This is a genomic window from Mesorhizobium sp. A556 (genome assembly GCF_054489545.1).
In genome coordinates, this window is record NZ_JBTMXA010000006.1 from 111,236 (window position 1) to 133,722 (window position 22,487).

17 protein-coding genes are annotated in these 22,487 nt (G+C 63.3%); 16 read left to right on the forward strand and 1 reads right to left on the reverse strand.

What is annotated here, in order from left to right:
* Positions 1–142 precede the first annotated feature (142 nt).
* Positions 143–2,911, reverse strand: a complete 2,769-nt coding sequence (tssH, locus tag ACX3P0_RS14305) for a type VI secretion system ATPase TssH (protein WP_459089446.1) — start codon at positions 2,909–2,911, stop codon at positions 143–145.
* Positions 2,912–3,220: 309 nt separating this feature from the next.
* Here tssH and tssA point away from each other — a divergent pair, with 309 nt between their 5' ends.
* Genes tssA through ACX3P0_RS14385 form a run of 16 tightly spaced genes read left to right on the forward strand, consistent with a single transcriptional unit; the run spans position 3,221 to position 22,482 of the window.
* On the forward strand, positions 3,221–4,384 hold the full coding sequence (gene tssA, locus ACX3P0_RS14310; protein ID WP_459089448.1) for a type VI secretion system protein TssA: 1,164 nt from the start codon (positions 3,221–3,223) through the stop codon (positions 4,382–4,384).
* 23 nt (positions 4,385–4,407) lie between these two features.
* The gene (gene tssB / locus ACX3P0_RS14315; RefSeq protein WP_459079946.1) at positions 4,408–4,947 is read left to right on the forward strand and encodes a type VI secretion system contractile sheath small subunit; all 540 of its coding nucleotides are present in this window, start codon (positions 4,408–4,410) and stop codon (positions 4,945–4,947) included.
* A gap of 3 nt (positions 4,948–4,950) precedes the next feature.
* Positions 4,951–6,462, forward strand: a complete 1,512-nt coding sequence (tssC, locus tag ACX3P0_RS14320; protein ID WP_459079947.1) for a type VI secretion system contractile sheath large subunit — start codon at positions 4,951–4,953, stop codon at positions 6,460–6,462.
* Between the two features lie 28 nt (positions 6,463–6,490).
* The gene (locus ACX3P0_RS14325; RefSeq protein ID WP_459079948.1) at positions 6,491–6,940 is read left to right on the forward strand and encodes an Hcp family type VI secretion system effector; all 450 of its coding nucleotides are present in this window, start codon (positions 6,491–6,493) and stop codon (positions 6,938–6,940) included.
* A 27-nt stretch (positions 6,941–6,967) separates the two neighbouring features.
* Positions 6,968–7,687 carry a type VI secretion system baseplate subunit TssE gene (tssE, locus tag ACX3P0_RS14330; protein ID WP_459079949.1) on the forward strand — a complete coding sequence of 240 codons (720 nt, stop codon included), beginning with the start codon at positions 6,968–6,970 and terminating at the stop codon, positions 7,685–7,687.
* 3 nt (positions 7,688–7,690) lie between these two features.
* Entirely contained in the window at positions 7,691–9,565 is a 1,875-nt protein-coding gene (gene tssF, locus ACX3P0_RS14335) for a type VI secretion system baseplate subunit TssF (RefSeq protein ID WP_459089450.1), read from the forward strand.
* Positions 9,529–10,662 (forward strand): type VI secretion system baseplate subunit TssG, encoded by a 1,134-nt coding sequence (gene tssG / locus ACX3P0_RS14340; protein WP_459079951.1) that lies wholly within the window; start codon positions 9,529–9,531, stop codon positions 10,660–10,662. The genes tssF and tssG overlap by 37 nt, the downstream gene beginning before the upstream one ends.
* Positions 10,659–12,197 (forward strand): type VI secretion system-associated FHA domain protein TagH, encoded by a 1,539-nt coding sequence (gene tagH / locus ACX3P0_RS14345; RefSeq protein WP_459089452.1) that lies wholly within the window; start codon positions 10,659–10,661, stop codon positions 12,195–12,197. Before tssG ends, tagH begins: the two co-directional genes overlap by 4 nt.
* A 3-nt stretch (positions 12,198–12,200) precedes the next feature.
* Positions 12,201–12,653 carry a type VI secretion system lipoprotein TssJ gene (gene tssJ / locus ACX3P0_RS14350; RefSeq protein ID WP_459089454.1) on the forward strand — a complete coding sequence of 151 codons (453 nt, stop codon included), beginning with the start codon at positions 12,201–12,203 and terminating at the stop codon, positions 12,651–12,653.
* Positions 12,654–12,692: 39 nt separating this feature from the next.
* Positions 12,693–14,027, forward strand: a complete 1,335-nt coding sequence (gene tssK, locus ACX3P0_RS14355) for a type VI secretion system baseplate subunit TssK (RefSeq protein WP_459089456.1) — start codon at positions 12,693–12,695, stop codon at positions 14,025–14,027.
* 4 nt (positions 14,028–14,031) lie between these two features.
* Positions 14,032–15,354 (forward strand): type IVB secretion system protein IcmH/DotU, encoded by a 1,323-nt coding sequence (icmH, locus tag ACX3P0_RS14360; RefSeq protein ID WP_459089458.1) that lies wholly within the window; start codon positions 14,032–14,034, stop codon positions 15,352–15,354.
* 1 nt (position 15,355) lies between these two features.
* Positions 15,356–18,892, forward strand: a complete 3,537-nt coding sequence (tssM, locus tag ACX3P0_RS14365; RefSeq protein ID WP_459089460.1) for a type VI secretion system membrane subunit TssM — start codon at positions 15,356–15,358, stop codon at positions 18,890–18,892.
* On the forward strand, positions 18,874–19,413 hold the full coding sequence (gene tagF, locus ACX3P0_RS14370) for a type VI secretion system-associated protein TagF (protein ID WP_459089462.1): 540 nt from the start codon (positions 18,874–18,876) through the stop codon (positions 19,411–19,413). Before tssM ends, tagF begins: the two co-directional genes overlap by 19 nt.
* Positions 19,413–20,516 carry a DUF2169 family type VI secretion system accessory protein gene (locus tag ACX3P0_RS14375; RefSeq protein WP_459089464.1) on the forward strand — a complete coding sequence of 368 codons (1,104 nt, stop codon included), beginning with the start codon at positions 19,413–19,415 and terminating at the stop codon, positions 20,514–20,516. The genes tagF and ACX3P0_RS14375 overlap by 1 nt, the downstream gene beginning before the upstream one ends.
* A complete protein-coding gene (locus ACX3P0_RS14380; RefSeq protein ID WP_459089466.1) occupies positions 20,513–21,532 on the forward strand; it encodes a beta-ketoacyl synthase N-terminal-like domain-containing protein in 1,020 nt (339 codons plus the stop codon). The genes ACX3P0_RS14375 and ACX3P0_RS14380 overlap by 4 nt, the downstream gene beginning before the upstream one ends.
* Positions 21,529–22,482, forward strand: coding sequence for a DUF4150 domain-containing protein (locus tag ACX3P0_RS14385; RefSeq protein WP_459089468.1), 954 nt, complete (start codon positions 21,529–21,531; stop codon positions 22,480–22,482). Before ACX3P0_RS14380 ends, ACX3P0_RS14385 begins: the two co-directional genes overlap by 4 nt.
* Positions 22,483–22,487 lie beyond the last annotated feature (5 nt).

The window sequence follows — 22,487 nt, forward strand, 5'->3', positions numbered from 1 at the left end:
CAGGGGAGGCTCCAGCATCTCCTGCCTGTCGAACGACGCCTCGCCGATCTTGTCGGAGGATGACAACAGCGCACCGTAATGTTGCGACTTCCCAAGCCGCTTTGGGAACCGGCAAGATTGTGGTCGATGGGAAGTCGACACCCTATTCGAAGGTATAGGTAAACCCTTCGGCGGAGGCACCAACCGTCACTTTTTTCATGGGCTCGCCTTCCAGCGTGCGGTTGAGCACACCACGGGAAAGCTCGGGCAGCAGGGTGTTGGTCAAAATGGCATCGATCATGCGCCCGCCGGATTCGATTTCTGTGCAACGGGCCTTGACCATATCCATGACGCCTTCGCCGATCACCAGTTCGGCGTCGCTGGTTGCACGCAGCCTTTTTGCTATCTTGCCGAACTGATGGCGGGTGATCGCCTCGATCATGGCATCCGACAGTGGATAGTAGGGGATGGTGACGACGCGGCCGAGAAACGCCGCCGGAAATACCTTCAAGAGTGGCGGGCGCAGGGCCAGGTCAAGATCGTCAAGGCCGGCCCGCACGGTACCATTGTGGGTACGATCCATGATCACTTCGGAGCCGACATTGGAGGTTAGCAGGATCAGCGTATTCTTGAAATCGATGCGCCTGCCCTCGCTGTCGTCCATCATGCCCTTGTCGAAGACCTGGAAGAAAATCTCGTGCACATCCGGATGCGCTTTCTCGACCTCGTCGAGCAGGATCACCGAATAGGGTTTTCTGCGCACTGCTTCGGTCAGGATACCGCCTTTGCCGTAGCCGACATAGCCGGGAGGCGCGCCTTTCAACGTCGAGACGGTGTGTGCCTCCTGGAACTCGGACATGTTGATCGAGATCAGGTTTTGTTCGCCTCCATAAAGCGTCTCGGCCAACGCCAGCGCCGTTTCGGTCTTGCCGACACCCGAAGGGCCGCACAACAGGAAGACGCCGACTGGCTTTTCAGGCGCGCCGAGGCCGGCGCGGCTAGTCTGCACACGCCTGGAAATCATTTCCATCGCATGGTCCTGGCCGACAACCCGCTCGGACAGCGTTTCGGCGAGCCGCAGCGCCTTTTCGGTCTGGCTCGACAGCATGCGCCCGGTGGGAATGCCGGTCCAGTCCTGAACCACGGCGGCCACCGCGTTCCGGTCGACCGAAGGCAGGATCAGCGGCGTCTCGCCCTGCGCCTCGGCAAGTTCGGTCATCAGTTCCCTGAGCCGTGCCAGATCGGCGATGGGATCGGAAGCCGGTTCGGCTTGCACATCCTCTCCAGCGGGTTCGGTGGGGTCTTTCGCGTCCAGGGAAGCCTCGACCGGTTGCGCCTCTCCGCTTTGCGCCTCCTGTGCTGCCTTGTCGAGCGGCACGCCCTCGCCGCGCAGCCTTGCGCGCAGTTCGAGAACTTCGGCGACCAGCGTCTTTTCGCGGTCCCATCGTTGCTGCGCGGCGGCGAGCGTCGTCTCGGTTTCAGCCAGCCCCGCTTCGACGCGAGCCTGCCGTTCATTCACGTCGATGCCGATCGCGGCCTCGCGTCCGATGATGCCGCGCTCGACTTCAAGGGCCTGGCGGCGGCGCAATATATCCTCGACCTCGGCCGGCGTCGCATGCTGCGAAACGGCGACGCGCGCACAGGCAGTGTCGAGCAGGCTTACCGCCTTGTCCGGCAGTTGCCGCGCCGGAATATAGCGGTGAGACAGCGCCACCGCCGCCTCGATTGCTTCGTCAAGCACCTGCACCTGGTGGTGCTGTTCGAGCACGCCTGCCGTGGCGCGCAGCATGAGCACGGCGACAGCCTCGTCCGGCTCGTCGACCTTGACCACCTGGAAGCGGCGGGTGAGCGCTGGGTCCTTTTCGATGTGCTGCTTGTATTCCGCCCAGGTGGTCGCCGCGATGGTGCGCAACTCGCCTCTTGCCAGCGCGGGCTTCAAAAGATTGGCGGCGTCGCCCGTGCCGGCCGCTCCCCCCGCCCCGATGAGGGTATGGGCTTCATCGATGAAAAGGATGATCGGCGTTCCGGAAGACTGCACTTCGTCGATGACCGATTTCAGCCGCTTCTCGAACTCGCCCTTGAGGCTGGCGCCCGCCTGCATCAGACCGACATCGAGCATGCGCACGCTGACACCCTGCAACATGGGCGGCACGTCGCCTTCGGCAATGCGCAAGGCAAAGCCCTCGACCACGGCGGTCTTGCCGACCCCGGCCTCGCCGGTCAGGATCGGGTTGTTCTGCCGGCGGCGCATCAGGATATCGACGATCTGCCGGATTTCCGGATCACGCCCGATAACGGGATCGATCTTGCCGTCGCGCGCGCGCTGCGTCAGGTCGGTCGCGTATTTCGCCAGCGCCGAATCCCCACCGGGAGCCCGCTTCGGTGCCGCGGCAGCGTCTGCAACAGGCTCGCTTTCGGCCGCCTCGATGGACCCTTCCACCACGTCGCCAAAACGGGCGATCACGCCATCGGCGTCTATCCTGTCGAATTCGCCGCTGATCTTGGATACCAGTCCTTCGAGCACCGGGATTTTCAGGCAGGCGAGGATGACATGGGCGCTGCGAACCTCCTCGACGCCGAATTGGAGCCCTGCCAGGCTCCATGCCTCCTGGATGGCGTGAAAGATATGGTCGGAGAATTCTTCGATCGAGGTCGCGCCATAGGGCAGCTTGTCGACCGCCCGCGTCATGTCGCTGGCCACCCGGCTGGCATCGACGCCCGCATCCGCGAGGATCATCTGAACATCGGACCTGTCGGAAAGCACGAGTTGCTCGATGAAATGCACGAGTTCCACGTAGGGATTGCCGCGAAGCTTGGCAGCAGCAGCGGCAGCGGCGAAAGCGCGCTTGCATGTCGGGTTCAGCTTGTCGACAAGTTCCTTGCGCTTGAAGCTCTGCGACGGCTTACGCCTTTGCGCACTGGCTGGCTCCATCGGACTTGCTCCTGTGAGAGTACCCCGTGGGCATAAATTGACACACAAACCGCGACTTACAAAGAGGCTCCCATTTTCGGCGATCCGGCGAATGCTGAAGCGCTTCCCCGAGTGCCACCGCAGCGCATCGCTGGGCTGTTTCAGGTTTCCTGCCAGCCGATAGACATAAGCTCTCGCGGCAATATGGACAGGAACACAAAAACGAGTATTCTAGACCACTTTTCGGGCTCTAGCCCGGCTTTTGACAGATGTATGCAGACTGGTAAATGAACGCCATTGCAGCCTAGACGTTGGCTGCGGGGGGTCTGTTTGATTGATCTCGCTCTCTGGCTGGAACCTCTGAACGGGCAGAACCCATCAGGGGAAGATTTACGCAACGATACGCGGTTCCACGAGTTGGAGCGGCTGGCGGAGCCTCAAGTCAAGGTCGTTCACGACGAGCGCAACAAACCCACATCACAGGTAAGCACCCCCGGCGACTGGGCCGGCGTGTTGGCGAAAGCCGACGAACTGCGCACGCAAGGCCGCGATCTGCGCCTTCTGGTGCTCGTCACACGCGCACTGGCCAACGAGGATGGCCTGGCCGGGCTCGCCCAGGGCCTGAACCTGATCGCGCGCACCTTCGGCGCTTATTGGGAAACCATGCACCCGGCCTTGCGAGCTGATGCACCGCCACGCGAATCGGCACTGCGCCGGATCAATGCCTTGCTCGATCTGCAGAACGGCCAGGACGGCATCCTCGCCGACCTGCGCAGGATGACGTTGTTTGCCCCTCGCGGCGTCGGGCCAATCAGCGGGCGCGACCTGGAACAAGGCGCGCTCGATGAGCGCGTCATGCTGCAGGAGGCCGCGTCGGGGCTGAACGCGTCCGAGAAGGCCGCTCTCGCAAGCGCCCATGAACAGCTTCTCGCCCGCGTCCGCAGCGGCAGCGCGGCGCAGATCGACCAGGCCGGCGACGGCATGACCGCGCTCATGGCAGACGCGCGCGCCGCAGTGGCGGCGCTCGATTCGGTCGAGATGGCGCTTGGTGCGCGGCTCGAAGGTGGAAGCGCCACCGTTCCCGACCTCAAGCGCTTTCTGGAACGCGTTCTTTCCACCCTCGAACGAGGATCAGCCGGGCGTACTTCCGCCAATGGCGAGCAAATACCTGCAGAAGAAAAGACCGTCGAGAGCCAAGCGCCGAGAGCCAACGGCCACGACAACGGGGCAGCGAAGCCGGTCGGCCAAGGAGGATCGAGCATGGCCCTTCCCGATCGGATTTCCTCGCGCGACGACGTGGTCAGGTGCCTCGATCTCGTTGTCGCCTTCTACGACCGCACGGAACCGTCGAGTCCGATCCCGCATCTGGCCCGCCGCGTACGGCGCATGGTTCACATGGATTTCGTCGAACTGATGGAAGATCTGGCGCCGTCTGGGCTCAAGGAATTCCGGCTTCTGGCCGGCGTCCCCGAGGCCAAGAAGACGGCCCAGTAAGAATGGATGAAAGGTAAAAAACCATGCCAGCAGAAAGCAAAGCAAAGGTCATCGAACGCAATCGCGCGCCGCGCGTGCAGATCGCCTACGATGTAGAGACCTATGGCAGCCCGACGACCATCGAATTGCCTTTCGTCATGGGCGTGATGGCCGATCTTTCCGGTGCTTCCCAGACCAGGGAAGCGCAGAAATCGGTGCTCGACCGGTCCTATGTCGAGACCGACGCCAACCGGTTCCCCAAATTCATGGAGGCGCTCGGGCCACGCGTCAAAGCGCGCGTGAAAAATACGCTGCCGCAGGCCGAAGGTCATGAACGCGATGAGGAATTGGCTCTCGACCTGACGTTTACGAAGATGGGCGATTTCGCCCCTGACAAGATCGCCGAACAGGTGCCGCAGCTATCCGAGATTCTCAAGATGCGCCGCCAGCTGGAGGAACTGCTTGGTTTCATGGATGGCCGGGTTGATGCCGAAAAGCGCATTGCCCAGTTGCTGAACAACGAACCGCTGCTCGGGCAGATCGCCAACCAGGCCCTGACCGACGGCGACAAAAGCGAGGAATAACCCATGGCCGAACAGCAAAAGACCGCCGTCAGCGCCACCGCCGAGGCAGAAGCCGTCGACCTGGGAGAATTCGGCGAGCTGCTGGAGAAAGATTTCAAGGTCAAGAAGGACGACAGCGAGAAATTGCAGCAGCTAGTGCGCAACCTGGCGCTGGCGGCGCAGTCTCGCTCGGAGACGACGACCATCTCGTCCAACGCCATCAAGTCCATCAAGTCGCTGATTGCCGGCATCGACAAGATGCTGACGACGCAGATCAATGAAATACTGCACGCGCCGGAGGTGCGTGAGATGGAAGGCACATGGCGAGGCCTGTGGTATCTCGTCAACAATACCGAGACGGATCAGAAGCTGAAGATCCGGGTGCTGAACATTTCCAAGGAGCAGTTGGCCGATACGCTGGAGGACTACGAAGGCCAGATGTGGGACCAGAGCCCGATCTTCAAGAAGGTCTACACAGACGAATATTCGATGTTCGGCGGAGAGCCTTTCGGCTGCCTGATCGGCGCCTATGAATTTTCCAACCACCCACGCGACGTAGGCCTGCTGCGCAATCTGTCGGGCGTTTGCGCTTCCGCACATACGCCGTTCATTGCGGCCGCCTCGCCCCGGCTGTTCCGCATGGACAGTTGGCAGGAACTGCCTAACCCGCAGGATTTGCAGCAAATTGTCTCCAACCCGGCGTATGCCTCGTGGCAATCGCTGCGCGAGAGCGAGGACGCGCGCTATGTCGGATTGACCATGCCGCGCGTGCTGGCCAGGCTGCCCTATGGCGCCGACACCGTGCCGGTCAAGGGTTTTGCCTTCGAGGAAGAAGTACAGGGCGACCACAACAAGTATGTATGGATGAATGCCGCCTTCCCGATGGGCGTCAACATCAACCGCAGCCACAAGCTCTATGGCTGGGGCACGCAGATTCGCGGCGTCGAAAACGGCGGCACCGTGCTCAACCTGCCGGTGCACAGCTTCCCCACCGACGACGGGGCCGTGGCCATGAAATGCCCGACGGAAGTGGCGATCGACGATCGACGCGAGGCGGAACTCGCCAAGCTCGGCCTGATGCCCATTCTGCACAGGAAGAATACCGACCTCGCCGCATTCATCGGCGCGCACTCGCTGCAAGACGACGAGACGCGGGCGGGGCGGCTGGTCGATCCGGACGCACAGTCCAATGAGCGGCTTTCGGCCAACCTGCCCTATCTTTTCCCCGTTTCACGGTTCGCGCACTATCTCAAGGCGATCGCGCGCGACAAGGTGGGTTCGTTCAAGGAACGCGCCGACATGCAGATCTGGCTGACCGAATGGATCAACCGATACGTGCTGGCCAATCCTGCCTTCGCCGACGACAAGGCGCGCGCCAAGCGGCCGCTCGCGGCGGCGGAGGTACAGGTCGACAGCGTCGAAGGCCGACCGGGATACTACAATGCCCGCTTCTACCTGCGACCGCACTACCAGTTGGAGGGCATCAACGCCTCGCTTCGGCTGGTGTCGGAACTACCGTCCGTCAAATCAGCCTGAATACATGTGAGCCTGATGGAGAGAGAAAATGAAAATTGATGGCTTTCTGAAAGTTCCGGACATCAAGGGCCCGAGTGCCCGCGACAAGCACGAAGATGAAATCGAAATCCACGGGGTCGAGTTCACGATGATCGCGCCCCATGATCCCAACTCACTTTCGCGCAGAGGCCGCGTGGCCCTGGGGCTCATCACCTTCGTCAAGCACTACGACAAGTCCTCGCCCTATCTGAAACAGGCGCTGTTCCAGAACAAGAAGCTGGACGAGGTGAAGTTTACCGCCCGCCGGACCATTGAGGAAAAGAGCAGCGACTATCTGGTCATCACACTCACCGATGCCTCGGTCGTCAACTATGAGATGAAGCCGAGCGCCGAAGATCCAGACCTGATCGAGGAAAGGATCGGCTTCGCCTACAAGAAAATCAAGTTCGTTTACGACGACAATGACGAGGCGGAGATGGACGTGAATGTCGGCGTCTGACGCTGGCGGCGACGTCTTGGCATCGAAATGACCAAGTCCAGCAACAGTCCAAGGGCCAAACGCGAGGCGGTTCAGCCGTCTCTTTGGGACCGTCTCGTGAACGATCTGCCGGGCTTGACCACGGAGATCAGCGGGCTGCGCCATGTTCTGGAGAGCGAACTTGGCACGGAACGGCTGGACACTCTGCTCGCCGGCAATGCCAGGGCGATCGATACCGATGCCGCGTTGACGCCCGATCAACAAAGGCGCTTGCATCGGCTGGTTTTCCAGAACCGCCACAGGAGCGAACTTGAGGCGCGCGGCGTGGTGGTGTCGCCCAACGTTCTTCGCGAGGCGGTCCGGCGCGACATCGAGGCGTTGTTCAATACCGAACGTTTCGAGGCGACGCCTCTGTTGTCCGATCTGGAATTCGAGCAGTTCGGCGACAGGCTGCCGGCGCTGGAGGATTTTCCCGAGGTTCGCCGTAGCGTGGTCAATTACGGCGTACCGTCGTTCTCCGGCCGCTCGTCACGCGATTTCGACCGCGAGGCGTTGGCCCGGGAAATCCGCGCGGTACTCACCACCTTCGAGCCACGTCTGAAAGAGGGGGCGACGAAGGTCAATGTGACGCTCGGCGACAAAAGCATGGGCCTGAAAATAGAGATAGATGCCGTGCTGATCATGACGCCAACACCTGAAAGGATGCGCCTGCGCACGACCATCAACCTGGACAACGGCCTGGCACGGACCGACTTCGCGGAGGCTTGAGATTTGGATCGGGCCTTCCTGGAGTATTATGAAGAAGAACTGACCCACATAAGGGCGCTCGCCTCGGAGTTTGCCGACATGCACCCTGCGGTGGCGCGTAATTTGTCGCTCGACACGGCGCCTTGTCCCGACCCCTATGTCGAGAGGCTTCTCGACGGTGTCGCCTTCCTGGCGGCTCGCACCCGCATGAAGGTGGACGCCGAGGGCTCCCGATTTTCGCGCGCCGTGCTTGACGTCCTCTATCCCGATCTCGTCGCGCCGACGCCGGCCACTGCCATGGCCGTACTGAAGCCCGGCAAGCAGGTGCAGACGATGAATGCCGGCCATGTCGTCGCGCGTGGCACCCGCCTCGTCTCCAGCCTGCTACCCGGCCTTTCAACACGCTGCACCTTCACCACGGCGCAGGATGTGACGCTATGGCCGATCGAAATCGCTTCGGTGAGCTATTTCCAGGATCGCAGCGCGCTGGCCGCGGCCGGGATAAACGCGATTGGCGGCATCGGTGGCGAAGCGGCGCTACGCCTCACCATTGGCCGAAGCGGCAAGGGCAAGCTCAACGAACTGTCCCTTGACCAACTCGATCTCTATTTCGCCGGACTGACCAAAGCGACGCTCCTGTTCGACGCAATCTTCAGCGCATGCTCGGCCATCGGCGCGCGGGCTTTCGGCAAAGACGCCAGACTAGCGCCCCTTCCGGCACCGGAAATGGCAGGCATCGCCGACGCCGAAGCGTTGATGCCGCGCACCCGCCCGACCTTCGAAGGCTATCGGCTGTTGCGTGAATATTTCATGATGCCCGAACGCTTCCACTATGCTCGCGTGCGGGGTTTGCAACCCATCGTTCGCAGTTGCGATGCCGGTCTGGAGGTCGTTTTCCTGTTTCGCCGCCCGGTGCCGGAACTTGCCGATGTGACGCCGACGGATTTCGAGCTTTTCGCCACGCCGATCATCAATCTGTTCGAGCGCGAGTGTAACGTCATCGAGATCGATCGTCGCAAGACGCGGCAGGTGCTCTATGCCGACAGAACGCGGCCAAGAGACTTCGAAATCTATCGCGTGCTACGCGTCGAGGACGCCGATACCGAAGGGCCGGAATCCGAGATACCGGCGCTTTTCAGCCTCGGCCAGAACCGCGGCAGCGGCTGGGTCTATTCGTCGGAGCGCCGCCCCCGCCGAGCCACCGAGGACGAGCGGCGGCAGGGCATGACGCGCACCTCCTATACCGGCGACGACGTTTTCCTCGCCATCTCGCAGCCGGTGGGCAACACGGGCGCCCGCCCGCTCAAGCGTCTCGACATCATGGCGCTGTGCACCAATCGCGATCTGCCGATCCTTGACGACAACCCCACCCTCACCCTGGAAAGCGGCGATCCCGTTGAATCCGTCAGGCTTCTTGGCGCGCTGCGGCCGCCACAACCGGCCATTCCCGCAGCACTTCCGACCGGTGCGGAAAGCCAATCGCGGGCGGACGAACTCGCCTGGCGGCTCGTGGCCCAACTCGCACTCAATTTCCTCAGCTTGGCCAAGGAAGGCAAAGGCGTCGATCCGCTGCATGCGCTGCTCGACCTTTACGCGGATCGGGGCGATCCAGCACTTGCCCGCCACGTGCGCTCCATCGTGCGCGTCGATTCGAGGCCGGTTATCGAGCGGCTGGCGATAGCGGGGCCGATGTGTTTCGGCAGAGGCACGGAAATTACGCTGCATGTCGATCAGTCGGTGCTTTCCGGGCAGAGTGTCCTGCTGCTGTCGGCGTTGCTGGCACGGCTTTTCGCCCGCCATGCGGGAATAAACGGTTTTGTGCGGACCCGCACGCGGCTGCTGCAGAGACTGGAGGATGTGCCATGGCCGATGACGCCCGGCAATCGCTACCTGATCTAGATGCGCCTGACACCTCGGCGGCCGTGGCCGAAGCCGCGCCGGACGCCGCCGGAACAGCCAGCCCCATGCCGGACAGGCAGACGGACCTGTCCGAGGCGTTCGATTTCTTCGAACTGTTGCGCCAGCTAGAGCGGGAAGGTCATCTGTTCGGCCACGCCGGGCGACCGGACCGTGAGCCGGCGCGCCTTGGCCAGCACGTGCGGCTTGGCTTCGCCACGCAGGACCTCGTCGAACTCCGCGAGGCAACCGAGACGTTGCCGGCGCGCGTCACCGTGGCTAATCTCGGCCTGCTTGGCCCGGAAGGGCCGATGCCGCTGCACCTGACGCGATGGGTGCTCGACCGCCTGTCGCAACGCTGGTTCGGCGGCGTCAACGCACAACAGACCAGCGACACCACATTCGTCGACTTCGTCAACATCCTGCAGCACCGAATGATCGCCCTGTTCTACCGGGCCTGGGCGGACGCGCATCCCGGCGTGCAGGCCGAGCGATCCGTTGGCGGTCGCGTCCGCTCCATGCTCGAGGCGCTCGCCGGGATCGGGCTGCCCGCCACGCATAATCAGGAAAATCCGGAACTCGACGCCGTAAAGCTCCGCCAGGCGGCATCGCTCGCCTCGCAGGTCGAGGGGCCGGAAAAACTGACCTTGTTCGTGGCCGAAGCGTTCAACGTACCGGTGCTGCTCAAAGAGTTCGTCGCGGCTTGGCTGACGATACCCGCCCCGTTGCAAACCCGGCTCGGCAAAGCCCATGCGGGGCTTGGCAGCGCCGCCACGATCGGCCCGCGAAGTTTTGGCAGGCAGAGCAGGATCGAGCTTGAAATCGGGCCGCTCGGCTATGAAACGTACAAATCGTTCCTGCCCGGCGAAAAACGCCTCGACGTTCTTAAACGCGCCGTGCGCGACCTCATCGGCGAGGTTCTGGACGTCGATCTGCGCATCGTCCTCAAGCGCGATGCGGTGCCTCAGGCGCGTGTTGGAACGGTGCAGCTTGGGCGAACGGCGTGGCTTGCGCGTCCCCTTGAAAGGGGCGATGCTACGGACATGCGGCTGAGGACCATCGTCGGATGGCGCCCAGGCGTGGCGGGAGTCGGAGCATGAGCTTGCTTCTCACGCTGGAACAGGGACCGCGCAGCCAGGCTGTTCGCCAGACTGGGCTGGACAAGGGCGAATTGGTGATCGGTCGCAGCCCGGAAGCGGACTGGCAAATCGATGACCCGGACATGTATGTCTCGCGCGCTCATTGCAAAATCACATCGGAACAGGACGGCTACACCGTCACCGACATGTCGAGCAGCGGCCTTTTCATCGACGATTCCGGCAGTCCGCTCGGAGCCGGAAATTCCATCCGCCTGAGAAACGGCATGCGGCTGAGATTGGGCGACTATGTCGTAGGGGTCGAGCTACAGGCACCCGCGGCCGCGCAATCGGCGCTGTGGCAATCGGCCTCCCCTTTGCCGGCACCTCGCGCACCGTCGGCCCAGCCGCCCGTGCCGACGCCCAATTCCGCCAGTATAGGTCATGACGATTTCTTTTCATCCAAAGCCGAAGAAGAACCACGCCTTCCACGCCCGGCCGACTTGCCGGACCCTTTCGACCATCCGAAGCCCGGTGCGTTTCAGGCGTTTGAACGCGCCGGTTCGAACGAACGCGGTTCAGCCGCCTTCGACGATCCCTTCAGCCTCGATCCGGTATCCGACCCATCCTCCAACGAGAAACCCGGACGGGTGGGCGCGTCCGGATTTGACGATCCGTTTCACGTCGATGCCGGCGCACCGCCACCCCCGCCCGCCGGCGCCAAAGAGGCCGCCCAATTGCCGCCGATAGCGTTCGACGACGGTTTCAACCTCGGTCCCGGCCAGAAAAGCGCGGCCAGGGCGGGTGTGGAAATAGCCGCTCCACACGCACGCGTCGCCGAAACCGGCCCCCCGCCGGCACCATGGGATTTGCGCCCGGGCTTGCCGCAGAACCCGCCGGTTCCAGTTGCCGTTCAGCAAGCGCCGCAGCCATCGGCGGGCAATGGTGGCCATACGTCTGGTGACCATGCGTCGCCGCAGGGCAGTTCGGACGCAGCGTTGCGCTCCGCATTCCTGCGCGGCGTCGGTCTTGAAGACATCGACCTGCCCGACGGCGACCCCCTTGCCGAGATGGAACGGTTCGGCCGCGAATATCGCATGATGCTGGAAGGCTTGATGCAACTTCTGCGCAAGCGCTCCGAAGAAAAGGGCAATGCCCGCGTCGCGCAGACCGTGGTCGGCGCTTCGCAAGTCAATCCTCTCAAATTCCTGCCGACGGTGGACGATGCGCTGGCGACGATCGCCGCAGGCCGCAGTCCCGGCTTCCTGGATGGCGAGGCGGCTATCATGGACGCCATCCGCGACCTCGCCCAGCACCACGTGCGGGCCTGGCGCGGCGTGCAGGGCGCGCTGCGCCGCATGATCGACCGCTTCGACCCCTCCGCGATCGAGGCGGAGTTGAAATCGGGTTCGGCCATCGAAACCCTGCTTGCCGGCGGGCGTGGGGCCAAGCTTTGGGAACTCTATCAAAAACGCCACCGCGAAATCGCCACAAGCGCTGAATCGCGGTTTCTTGGCGAAATCGGTGCCGATTTTCGCGATGCCTATGAGGAGGAGTGACTTATGATTGATCGCCGTGAATTCATCATCGCTCTCGGGGCCACCGGGTTGGTTGCGGGTTGCCAGAGCGGACCACCCAAACCCTCCACCGTCACCATCAATCTGGCCGGCCAGGCCGGCATGAACCCCGGACCGGGAGGCGGTGACCGGCCGGTGACGGTGCTGGTCATGCGGCTGCGCAGCACCGGCAAGTTCAACTCGGCCGATTATTTCGCCCTGCAGGGCGACGCCGGCACGGCGCTTGGCGGCGATCTCATCGGGTCAGACCAGATCGCGGTCGGGCCGGGCAAGACAGCCTCCAAAACCATCACGGTCGAGCCGGAAGCGACCGCGCTCGGCTTCGTCGCGCTCATTCGCGAGCCCGGCGGCCGGAACTGGCGAACCACGAAATCGGTGTCGCCGGGATCGCAATTGACAGTCAGTGTAAGGCTCGGCAGCGGCGGCATATCCGCCTAGCGCGTGGCACAAGGGGCAGGCAATGCAGAGAACGGCGGAATGAGCGACGCCAACAGAGTACTGTGGTCCGAAGGGCTTTTCCTGCGGACACAGCACTTCCAGCAGCAGGACCGCTTCTTCGAAGCGACGGTGCGCGGCGCATTGCAGGCCGGGCAACTTCACACGTTCGGCTTCCGGACGCTGACGCTCGACCCGGCGCAACTGGAGGCCGGGCAAATCTCCGTGCTTTCGGCACACGGCATCTTTCCCGACGGCACGCCTTTCGCCATTCCGGACACGATGGACGCGCCACCGCCGCTGGCGGTCACCGCCGATATGGGCGGCGGTGCGGTACTGATTGGGCTGCCGCTGGAGCCGCCCGGCGGCGTCGGTTTCGATCCGGCGCATGCCGCGTCGAGCGGGGCTCGCTATCGCGGACGGATCGTTTCCGTCAGGGATGCCGTCCAGGGAGGGGCAGACCCCGAGGAAATCGAAATCGCCCGGCCGCAGCCAATACTTCTCGCGCCCGGCAAATCGGTCGGCGGTTACACCGCGCTGCCGATAGCCGAGATCAAGGGGGTGCGTGCCGACGGCGGGGTCGCTCTCAACGACGCGTTCTTGCCGCCGACGCTCGTCACCGGCGCCGCGCATTGGTACGCCCAGCTTCTGCAGGAGGTCATCACCGGCCTGGACCAGATTGCCGAGGCCCATGGCAAGATGGTGCTTGGCGGCCCGGGACGCAGCGTCGAAGACCTGCTGATGCTCAACCTTGCCAATACCGCGCGGCCCCGGCTCGCTCACATCCTCGCCCAGGATGTTTTCCATCCGGCCGAGGTATATCTCGAACTGGCCGGTCTGGCGGGATCGATGGCGACGTATGGGTCGAGCGCGCGACGCCTGGGTGAGTTGCCGGCCTACGACCACATGGCGCCCGGCCCTGCCTATTTCGCGCTCGCCGACGCCTTGCGTTCGCTCATCCTCAGCTTGCGCTATGTCGAGCCCAAGTCGCGGGCTTTGCCGGTCATGCGCCATTCCACCAATGTGTGGAAGGTACGCGTCGACAACCCGAAGCTGCTGGTGGCCAGCCGCATCGTCATCCGGGTTGGTTCGGAACTGTCCGAGGACGCGCTTCGCAAGATTTTCGTCAACCAGGCGACAGTCGGCGCGGCCAGCGAATTCGAGGGCCTGTGGAAATCGCGCCTGCCGGGAATTCCATTGAAGCCCTTGCATTCGCAGCCGCGTGAAATTCCCTACGACGGCGACCGGTTGTGCCTCGAACTGGATCAGAAAAGCGAGCACTGGGCCTCGCTGCTCGACGCTCCCGGATTCGTCATTGGCGTTTCCGGCGTCCTGCCCAGCGAACCGCAGGTCGACTGCTACTCGGTGAATAGGTGACGCCATGAGCCGCGACGATCCCTTCGGCCTGTCTGAGGATCGTGAACGTACCCGCATCCGTCTGGTCGGCCCGCCGATGGCGCGCCAGCAGGCGCCGCTGGCGCCGGGGGCTGCCTTCAAACGAGCGCGCTCGCACCCGAATACCCTCGTCAACGCCTTTTCGCCCCTGCTGGAATTCGCGCCGGAACTGGAAAGCGCCCTGCCCCCGGAAAATCCGGAGGCGCTGCGCACGCGCCTGCTGGACGAACTCGTCCGCGCCCGCGATGCAGCCATGACAAGCGGTTCGTCGCTTGAACGGGCGGACCAGGCCGCATGGATCGTTGCCGCCCTGCTCGATGACCTCGCCTTGAACACGCCATGGGGCGGCGCCAGCGTATGGCCTCGCCAACCCCTGGTGGTGATGCTGCGCGGCGACGTCGATGCCGGCACGCAATTCTTCGCGCGGCTCGAGGAACTGGAGCGCCATCCCAACCGCGACCGCGAACTGTTGGAGTTGCAATATTATTGCATGGCGCTCGGTTTTCGTGGCAAATACCGGGTTCCAGGCCGTGCGGGCGACCGCTCGCTCAATGCGGTTCGCGTCGCCACCGCGCGATTCCTGCGTGATGCCGACGCCGAAGGGGCACCGCTTTCACCCAACTGGAAAGGCGTCGTCGCATCCGACGAACCGCCGCGCTTCATCGTGCCTATCTGGGTGATGGCCGTGATGGCCGTAGCGCTTTCCGCCGCCACCTATGTCGCGTTTTCCATCAGCCTGAGCAGCCATGCCGCGGGCCTGACCACGCTTGTAAAGGCGCTGCCGCCGCCACAGCGCGCGGAAATCCTGCGCGCTTCTCCCAAAGTAGACGCCCCGCCCCTTGAAACGGTGGATATTGCGCTCCTGCCTGCCTTTCAAGCGGCCGCGCCCGACGCGTTGCGGGCAGCGCTGAACGGGACGGAGAGCATTTCGCTCGTCAAGCTCGTTGTCCAGGGCACCAACCCGGAACTGTTCCAATCGTCGCGCGCGGACCTTACGGACGGTTTCGAGCCCCTGATCGGAGCGATCGCCAAAGTCATTCTCGATAATCAGGACTTGATCGGAAACATCACGGTCGTTGGCCACACCGACAGCGTTCCGCTGCAAACGAGCAATCCTCTCTCGACCAACCAGCGTCTGTCGGAGGCCCGTGCGGCGACGATTGCCAACCTCTTGATCCAAAACGGCATCCCGAAGGATCGGGTCCGCTCGGAGGGCCGCGCCGCCACCGATCCCGTGGCGGACGACAGCACCCGCGAAGGCCGGGCGTTGAACCGCCGCGCCGAGGTTCTTGTCGAGAAGAGGCTCTGAGATGTTCGTCCTGCGCTTCCTGTGGGCCGTACTAACGTCGCGCTGGCTGTGGACGCTGATCGGCCTGGCGCTGCTTTCGCTGGTTATCTGGATATTCGGCCCGATTGTGCGGGTCGGACGCAGCGAACCGTTTGCGTCCGATACGGTGCGCATTGTCCTCATCGCCCTGCTGGTTATCGGTTGGCTGATCTGGCTGATCGTCGCACAGCGGCGGGCCATTCGCGCCAACCGCATGTTCGTCGCCGAAATATCCGCTTCACCCGTCGAAAAGGAGCTGACCCCCGGCGAGCAGAGCGTCGCCGCGGTCGGGGCAAAATTCCAGGAGGTGATGGCGGAATTGAAGCGCCGTAAGCTCGGCGGGAAAAAATTCCTGCGCGAGATGCCCTGGTATGTCATCGTCGGCCCTCCGGCTACCGGCAAGACAACGGCGCTGCGCCAATCCGGCCTCAATTTTCCCGTCGATCTGACCGACGATTTGCAAGGTGTTGGCGGCACGCGCAACTGCGACTGGTTCTTTTCCGAAAACGCGGTGATGATCGACACGGCCGGACGCTACGTGCAGCAGGAAAGCCAGCCCGATGTCGATGCCGCCGAATGGCTGGGTTTCCTGGGTTTGCTGAAGAAGCATCGCGGCAGGCGCGCCTTGAACGGCGTCATCGTCGCCCTGTCCATCGACACGCTTTGCGAGGGCGACGAGGCGATCCGCGCGCATGGTCGTAAAATCCGCCGGCGGCTGGCCGAACTCAACGAACAGCTTGAAATCCGCCTCCCGGTCTATCTGATGCTGACCAAGGCCGACCTGATAAAAGGCTTCGAGGCCTTCTTCGGCGGACTTTCGACGGCAGCGCGCGAACAGGTATGGGGAACGACCTTCCCGCTCGATGCGCGCGTCGACGCTTCCACGGTTGCAAGTGAGATTTCGACCCTTGCGGCGGAGTTGGAACGACGGCTGGTGCCGCGCCTGGAGAACGAGGAAAAACTGGCCGAGCGGGCGGAGATCTTCCGGTTTCCCGCCCAGCTCGACAGTCTCTCTGAGCCGATCCAGATTCTTGTCGAGGCGATGTTCGGCGAAAGCCGCTATGAGGAAAGTGCCTGGCTGCGCGGCGTGTACCTTACCTCGGCGACGCAGGAAGGGGCCCCGATCGACCGGCTGACGGCCGCGTTGTCGTCCTCGTTCGGCCTGCCGGCCCGGCGCGCCATGCCAGGCGGGCGCGTCGAGAAACGCAGCTTCTTTTTGAAGAACCTGCTTACCGAAGTTATCTTCAAGGAGGCGGGTCTCGGCACGCTCGACCCGCTTGCCCAGCGCCGGCGCGCCTGGATATGGCGCGGCGCGGCGGCAGCGTCCGCCGCCGTCCTCCTGCTCGCGGCCCTGTTGTTCACCTTCTCCTACGTCGACAACCGCAATGCCATTACGGCGCAGGCCACCCAGTTCGAGGCGCTGCAGACCCCACTGAATGCGATCGCCGCGAAGGCCACGCCTGTCGACCTGCCGGACCTCGATTCAGCACTGGCCGCAATGGACGAAGTGAAGGGCGCCCGAACCCAGCCGCCCGGCGGCATCCACGACCTGGTCGGTCCATCAGCCTCGGCCGAATTGCGGCGCGCGCAGACTGATACCTACGAACACGCTTTGCGCAATGTCCTCGAGCCCCGCATGGTCGCCCTGCTTGAAGCCACGATGTGGCGGCAAATCCGCGACCCTGATTTCATGCTTGGCGCGCTCAAGACCTATCGCATGATGACCGGCCTGTCGCAGATGGACACCGACTTCGCCCAGGATTGGTGGCAAAATCGCCTGCCGGAATTCGCTGCCGCCCCGCCGTTTCCGACACCCGATGCGGAAGAGCACCAATTGGCGGCCATCCGTCGAATGGCCGTTGACGACAGCTATTCCAACCCCGATCCGGCGCTGGTTGCCGAGGCGTTGAAAACCGTCTGCACGATCTCGCTGCCGGCACGCGCCTACAAGCAATTGCTGGCGGACCCTGCCGTCGTTGCGCTCAAGGAATGGATACCGGCCAACTTCGCCGGCCCCAACGGCGCCAAGGTGCTGGCGCGGCGCTCGGACAAGACCTTGCGCGTCGGTATAGCCGGCGCGTTCACCTATGCCGGCTTTCACGACGTCATCCTGGACAGGCTGGAGGACGTCGCGGCCCAGGCAGCACTCGACCGCGCGGTGTTCGCCGGCGGCTGTTCGGAAAATTCGGATACCTCGGTGCAGGCGCTCTCGCAGGACGTGCTCAAGCTCTACTATGACGATTTCACCGCCCAATGGGACAGTCTGTTGCGCGACATCCGGCTGGCGCCGCTTACCGACCTCAATGTCGCCAGCGAAAATCTCAAAGACCTGTCCAGTGCCGATTCCGCCGTGAAGCGGCTTGTCACTGCCGTGGTCCAAGAAACGGAACTGACGCGATCGGACGACGCGCCCACCGACGACAAGGCGCAAGCAGCGGGCGCATCGAAGCTCCTGAGCAAGCTCGGCAAAATCGGCAAGCTCGCCAAGACCGGCGTGAAACTGCTGCCACGCGCCGGGTCCGCCGACGAGGTGGACATGACCGGGTCCCTGGTGGCGGAACATTTCAAGCCGCTCAAAGGCGCAATCGCCGAGATGGACGGCCAACCGCCGGCGCTCGATGCGGCGGTGGTGTCGCTGACCGCGCTATCCAACATGCTACAGACCGTCACTGCCAGTCCAGACCCGCAGGATGCGATCAAAAAGCAGGGCGGCCTTGCCGAACTGACCGGCGCCGTCGCACGCCAGGCCAAGATACTACCCGATCCGATCGATGACTGGCTTGGCGGCATTGCCGGCGATACCAGCGGCCTTACGGAAAAGGCGGTCACATCCGAACTCAACGCGATATGGCGCGCCGATATTCTGCCGTTCTGCCAGGCGGCGTTGACGAACCGCTATCCCTTTGACCCCTCCAGCGCGGTGGACGTCAATGTGCGCGACTTCCAAAGGCTGTTCGGGCCGGGAGGCCTGATCGACGGCTTCATCAACGACCAGTTGATCGCCTATGTCGACACGACCAGCCAGCCATGGAAATGGCGTGCGGACTTTGGACTGGATTCCTCGGCCTTGGCTGCCTTCGAACAGGCCCGGCACATCCGCGACGATCTCTTTCCGGGCGGCCAGGGTCCGGTAATGAGCTTCACGCTCGAACCGAAGGATCTTTCGCCGAACGTGACGCGCGTCACGCTCAATCTCGATGGACAGGCGCTCACCTACTACAACAATGCGACGCGGCCTCAGCCCATGACCTGGCCCGGCAAGGACGGCACCGGCGTCATTACGCTGGCGTTCCAGCCGATCGACGGCTCGCCCGAATTCCTGATGAACGAAACCGGCAGTTGGGCGTGGCTGAGGATGTTGCGCAACGGCCGCTTCACCAACACCTCGCTCGCCGACGTCTATAATTTGCGCATCGGCGCCAGGAATTTCTACGCCGATTTCGAGCTTCGCGCGTCCAGTGTCGAAAACCCCTACAATCTGGAGATGTTCAAGAGGTTCACGTGCCCGCCGCAAATCTGAGCCCCGGATTCTTCGGCAAGATTCCGGCGACAGGTGATTTCGTTCACCGCAACCTTTCCGTCGAGTTCGTACGGGGATGGGACCGCTGGGTCGCGCGCCATCTCGCGCCATTGCTTCTGGATGACCGGTGGACGGACGGGGGCCTGAATTTCCTGCTCGGTCCAGCTTCGTTCGGACCGATGGCCGGCATCGTCTTGCCAAGCGCGGACCGGGTGGGAAGGCGTTTTCCACTAACCGTAGCGGTGCCGATCGATTCCGCACGCATCGGGCTTGCCGCCGCAGCAGCGCACTGGTTCGCCCTTATCCAGACATTGGCGGCGACGACGCAGGATGGCACCGTCACGGCCGACGATCTTGCGGCCGAATTGGCCCTGTCGCCATTTCCGCAGGTCGGCAGCGACGGCGAATCCGTTCGGGGCATGGCCTTTTGGGTCGATCGTGCCGATCTTGTCCTTGCCGATCCCGATGCGCCGCAGCAGGCGCTCGAGCATCTCTTGGCCGCGCGGCTGGAGCCGGGCTGATGCAGATATGGAACCAGACCGGCTTCGTGCATGAATTCACCATGGGCATGGACAAGGATGCCCATGAATATATCGTCGTGGTGGTCAAGGGAACTTTTGACTTTCCGGACGATCCTGGCGGGCCGGTACGCAAATCCGCCGAGCAAATGCCACTTGTGATGGCCGATACGCACACCGGCGAACCCGGCTATTCGGCAACCTTGTGGGAAACAGATTTCGCTTTCCGCAAGCCGCGTTGCGATGTGATCGCCAATGGCTGCGCCTATGCGCCGGATGGTCGCCCGACCGAACGCGTACCGGTCGGCATCAAGCTCGGCGGCTGGTCGAAGGTATTCGAGGTCGTCGGCCATCGTGAATGGCGCGCCCGCGGCCCGCTGTTCATGGCCACCTCACCGCAGCCTTTCCTGCGCCAGCCGTTTTCCTACGATACCGCCTGGGGTGGCACCGACCGCCTCGACCCGGCAGACAAGCTCCCGGGCAGCTATCCGCTCAATCCTGTCGGCACGGGTTGGGCGCGCACCAGAAACCAGCGCCTCGTCCCCGGACTTCGCTTGCCCAACACCCAGGCCGCAGGCGAGGAAATCCGTTCGCCTTTTGGCGACTACAAGCCGATGAGCTTCGGTCCGGTCGGGCGCGGTTGGCCCGGCCGCATCGGATATGGCGGTACCTACGACCAGAATTGGGTCGACAATGTCGCCCCCTTCCTGCCAGCCGATTTCGACGAGCGTTATTTCCAGATGGCGCCGCCCGATCAACAGATCGATCCGCCCAAGGGTGGCGAAGAGGTGCAACTCGCCAACCTGACGCCGCAGGGGCGCGAAAGCTTTCGGCTGCCGAGGACGTCATTGCCTTTGACGCTTTTCAACGGTCGGGAAAAAGTGCTTGAAAAAGAGGTGCCGCCCGACACGGTGCTGTTCGACCCCGAAAACCGGCGCTTCAGCCTCGTGTGGCGCATCCAGCAGCGTATTCGCCGAACCATTCTCGATTTCAGCGAGTGCTGGATCGGCCCGCCGACGCAATCCATGCTCAGGGCCCGCGAAACCGGCCGCCGCTATATCCGTGCAAACGGAGAAGCCCCCGAAGAAGAGAGCGAGGACGCATGAGCGCTTCGCTCGACATCGTCGCGGTCGGCATGGTGACGGCGGTCGGGCTTGACGCACCCTCCTCATGCGCGGCGATGCGCGCGGGTATCGACGGTTTCAGGGAAACGCGCTTCACTACCGCTGGAGGCGACTGGCTGATCGGCGCGCCCGTGCCGCTGCCGCGTGCATGGATAGGCGAAAAGCGCATGGCCCATCTCGCCGCCGGGGCGATTGGCGAAGCATTCGATGCGGTGCCGCAGGCACGCGGTCGCACGGCGTTGATGCTGTGCGTGCCGGAGGAAGGGCGTCCGGGCAGGCCCGTGCGCGATTACGCGCTGTTGCTGCGCCGCATCGCCGAGATCATGGAAGTCGAAGCGCATTCCCGCTCGCGCGTCATCGCCCACGGGCGCCCGTCGGGCATCGTGGCGCTGGATCATGCAAGGCGATTGCTGGCTGCGGGCGAAGCCGAATACGTCATGCTTGTCGGGGTCGACAGCTACCTGACGCCGCATGCGGTGACGCATTACCTCAACGAGCGGCGGCTGCTCACGACAGACAACCCCAACGGCTTCATCGCCGGAGAAGCGGCGGCGGCGGTACTGTGCGCAAAGCCGGGCCGCGGCAGCTTCGGCCTATACGGCATAGGGCTCGCGCGGGAATCCGCCTTTATCTATAATCCGCAGGATTTGCCGCTCCGGGGCGAAGGCATGATCTCTGCCTATCGGGCAGCGCTCAAGGAAGCGGGCGCGCAGATGCACCAGGTCGGATACCGCATCGCCGACCTCGTCGGAGAACACTATTGGTTCAAGCAAAGTACTCTGGCGGTGGGCCGCGTGACGCGTAGCGTACGCGAATTCATGGACATCTGGTCGCCGACCGAATCCGTCGGCAATGTCGGCGCGGCGGTCGTGCCGCTGATGCTCGGCATGGCCTATATGGCCGCGCACAAGGGCTACGCCGGCGGAAGCAGTGTTCTCATCGAAGCCTCCAGCGATGCCGGTGCCTGCGGCACGGCGATCTTCGGGGGCGGGCGATGACGGTTTACGCCAACGGGCTCGAGGTTTCCTGCAAGGCCCAGTCCGACAGGGTGATCGCGGCGTTCCCCGACGTCTGTTTCACGCCGCCGGAGAACCCCGCGACGCCGCCGGGCGTGCCGGTCCCCTATCCGACCTTCGGCTTCGATACCGATACCGACAAGGGCACCGGCACGGTCAAGATCGGCGGCCAGACCATCAACCAGAAGAACAAGTCGTACTACACCAAGACAACCGGCACCGAGGCCGGCTGCGCGGCGAAGAAGGGCGTTATCAACTCGAAGAATACGGGCAAGAAATATTGCCGCGCCTGGTCCTCCAACGTGAAGGCCGACAAGGAACCGGTCTGCCGCTTCTCCGACATAACCACCAACAACCACGCCTCGACCGACCCACCGAACGCGCCGACACCGCAGCCGCAGGTTGGCGGAGCCGGCACCGGTGGCGAGGCCGATACGAAATGCGTCGTCGGGAAATACGACGACATCGTCGAGAAATGCCGTGCTTCAGGCCTCGAAAAGCCGGAGAAGCATCATATCGTTCCGGACCGTGTCTTCCGCATCGGCGGGGGCGACAGGGTCCCCGATGCACCCAGCTACGGCGACGGGATCAATATCTGTCTATCGCGGAGCAACCACCGGGGTAGTCTTGCGGACAATCCCAAATCTGTCCATGGCAACCTCGACAACGCGTTGGAGCAGTTCGGCGCGACGGCGCATCCAGGTCGGACGCCCGGCGCTCCCACCGACTGTGAAACCATCGAGAAGATCCGCTTCGGGTGCCTCATGGCGCTTTTCAAGCTGGTGCCGGACCCTGTTTCACAGGACTGCTTCGATCTGGCGGTCAAGATGGTGACCGAGCAGACGGATCCTATCAAGGGCAAGCTCGGCCGGTCCAAAAAGAAACCGATAACCGAAACCGCGACGCAGAACAGACTGCGAAATCAAGGATGATCGGC

Coding starts and splice junctions, on each gene's coding strand:
- tssH (WP_459089446.1), bottom strand. CDS start 2,911: ATGGAGCCAGCCAGTGCGCAAAGGCGTAAGCCGTCGCAGAGCTTCAAG.
- tssB (WP_459079946.1), top strand. CDS start 4,408: ATGCCAGCAGAAAGCAAAGCAAAGGTCATCGAACGCAATCGCGCGCCG.
- tssC (WP_459079947.1), top strand. CDS start 4,951: ATGGCCGAACAGCAAAAGACCGCCGTCAGCGCCACCGCCGAGGCAGAA.
- ACX3P0_RS14325 (WP_459079948.1), top strand. CDS start 6,491: ATGAAAATTGATGGCTTTCTGAAAGTTCCGGACATCAAGGGCCCGAGT.
- tssE (WP_459079949.1), top strand. CDS start 6,968: ATGACCAAGTCCAGCAACAGTCCAAGGGCCAAACGCGAGGCGGTTCAG.
- tssG (WP_459079951.1), top strand. CDS start 9,529: ATGGCCGATGACGCCCGGCAATCGCTACCTGATCTAGATGCGCCTGAC.
- tagH (WP_459089452.1), top strand. CDS start 10,659: ATGAGCTTGCTTCTCACGCTGGAACAGGGACCGCGCAGCCAGGCTGTT.
- tssJ (WP_459089454.1), top strand. CDS start 12,201: ATGATTGATCGCCGTGAATTCATCATCGCTCTCGGGGCCACCGGGTTG.
- tssK (WP_459089456.1), top strand. CDS start 12,693: ATGAGCGACGCCAACAGAGTACTGTGGTCCGAAGGGCTTTTCCTGCGG.
- icmH (WP_459089458.1), top strand. CDS start 14,032: ATGAGCCGCGACGATCCCTTCGGCCTGTCTGAGGATCGTGAACGTACC.
- tssM (WP_459089460.1), top strand. CDS start 15,356: ATGTTCGTCCTGCGCTTCCTGTGGGCCGTACTAACGTCGCGCTGGCTG.
- ACX3P0_RS14375 (WP_459089464.1), top strand. CDS start 19,413: ATGCAGATATGGAACCAGACCGGCTTCGTGCATGAATTCACCATGGGC.
- ACX3P0_RS14380 (WP_459089466.1), top strand. CDS start 20,513: ATGAGCGCTTCGCTCGACATCGTCGCGGTCGGCATGGTGACGGCGGTC.
- ACX3P0_RS14385 (WP_459089468.1), top strand. CDS start 21,529: ATGACGGTTTACGCCAACGGGCTCGAGGTTTCCTGCAAGGCCCAGTCC.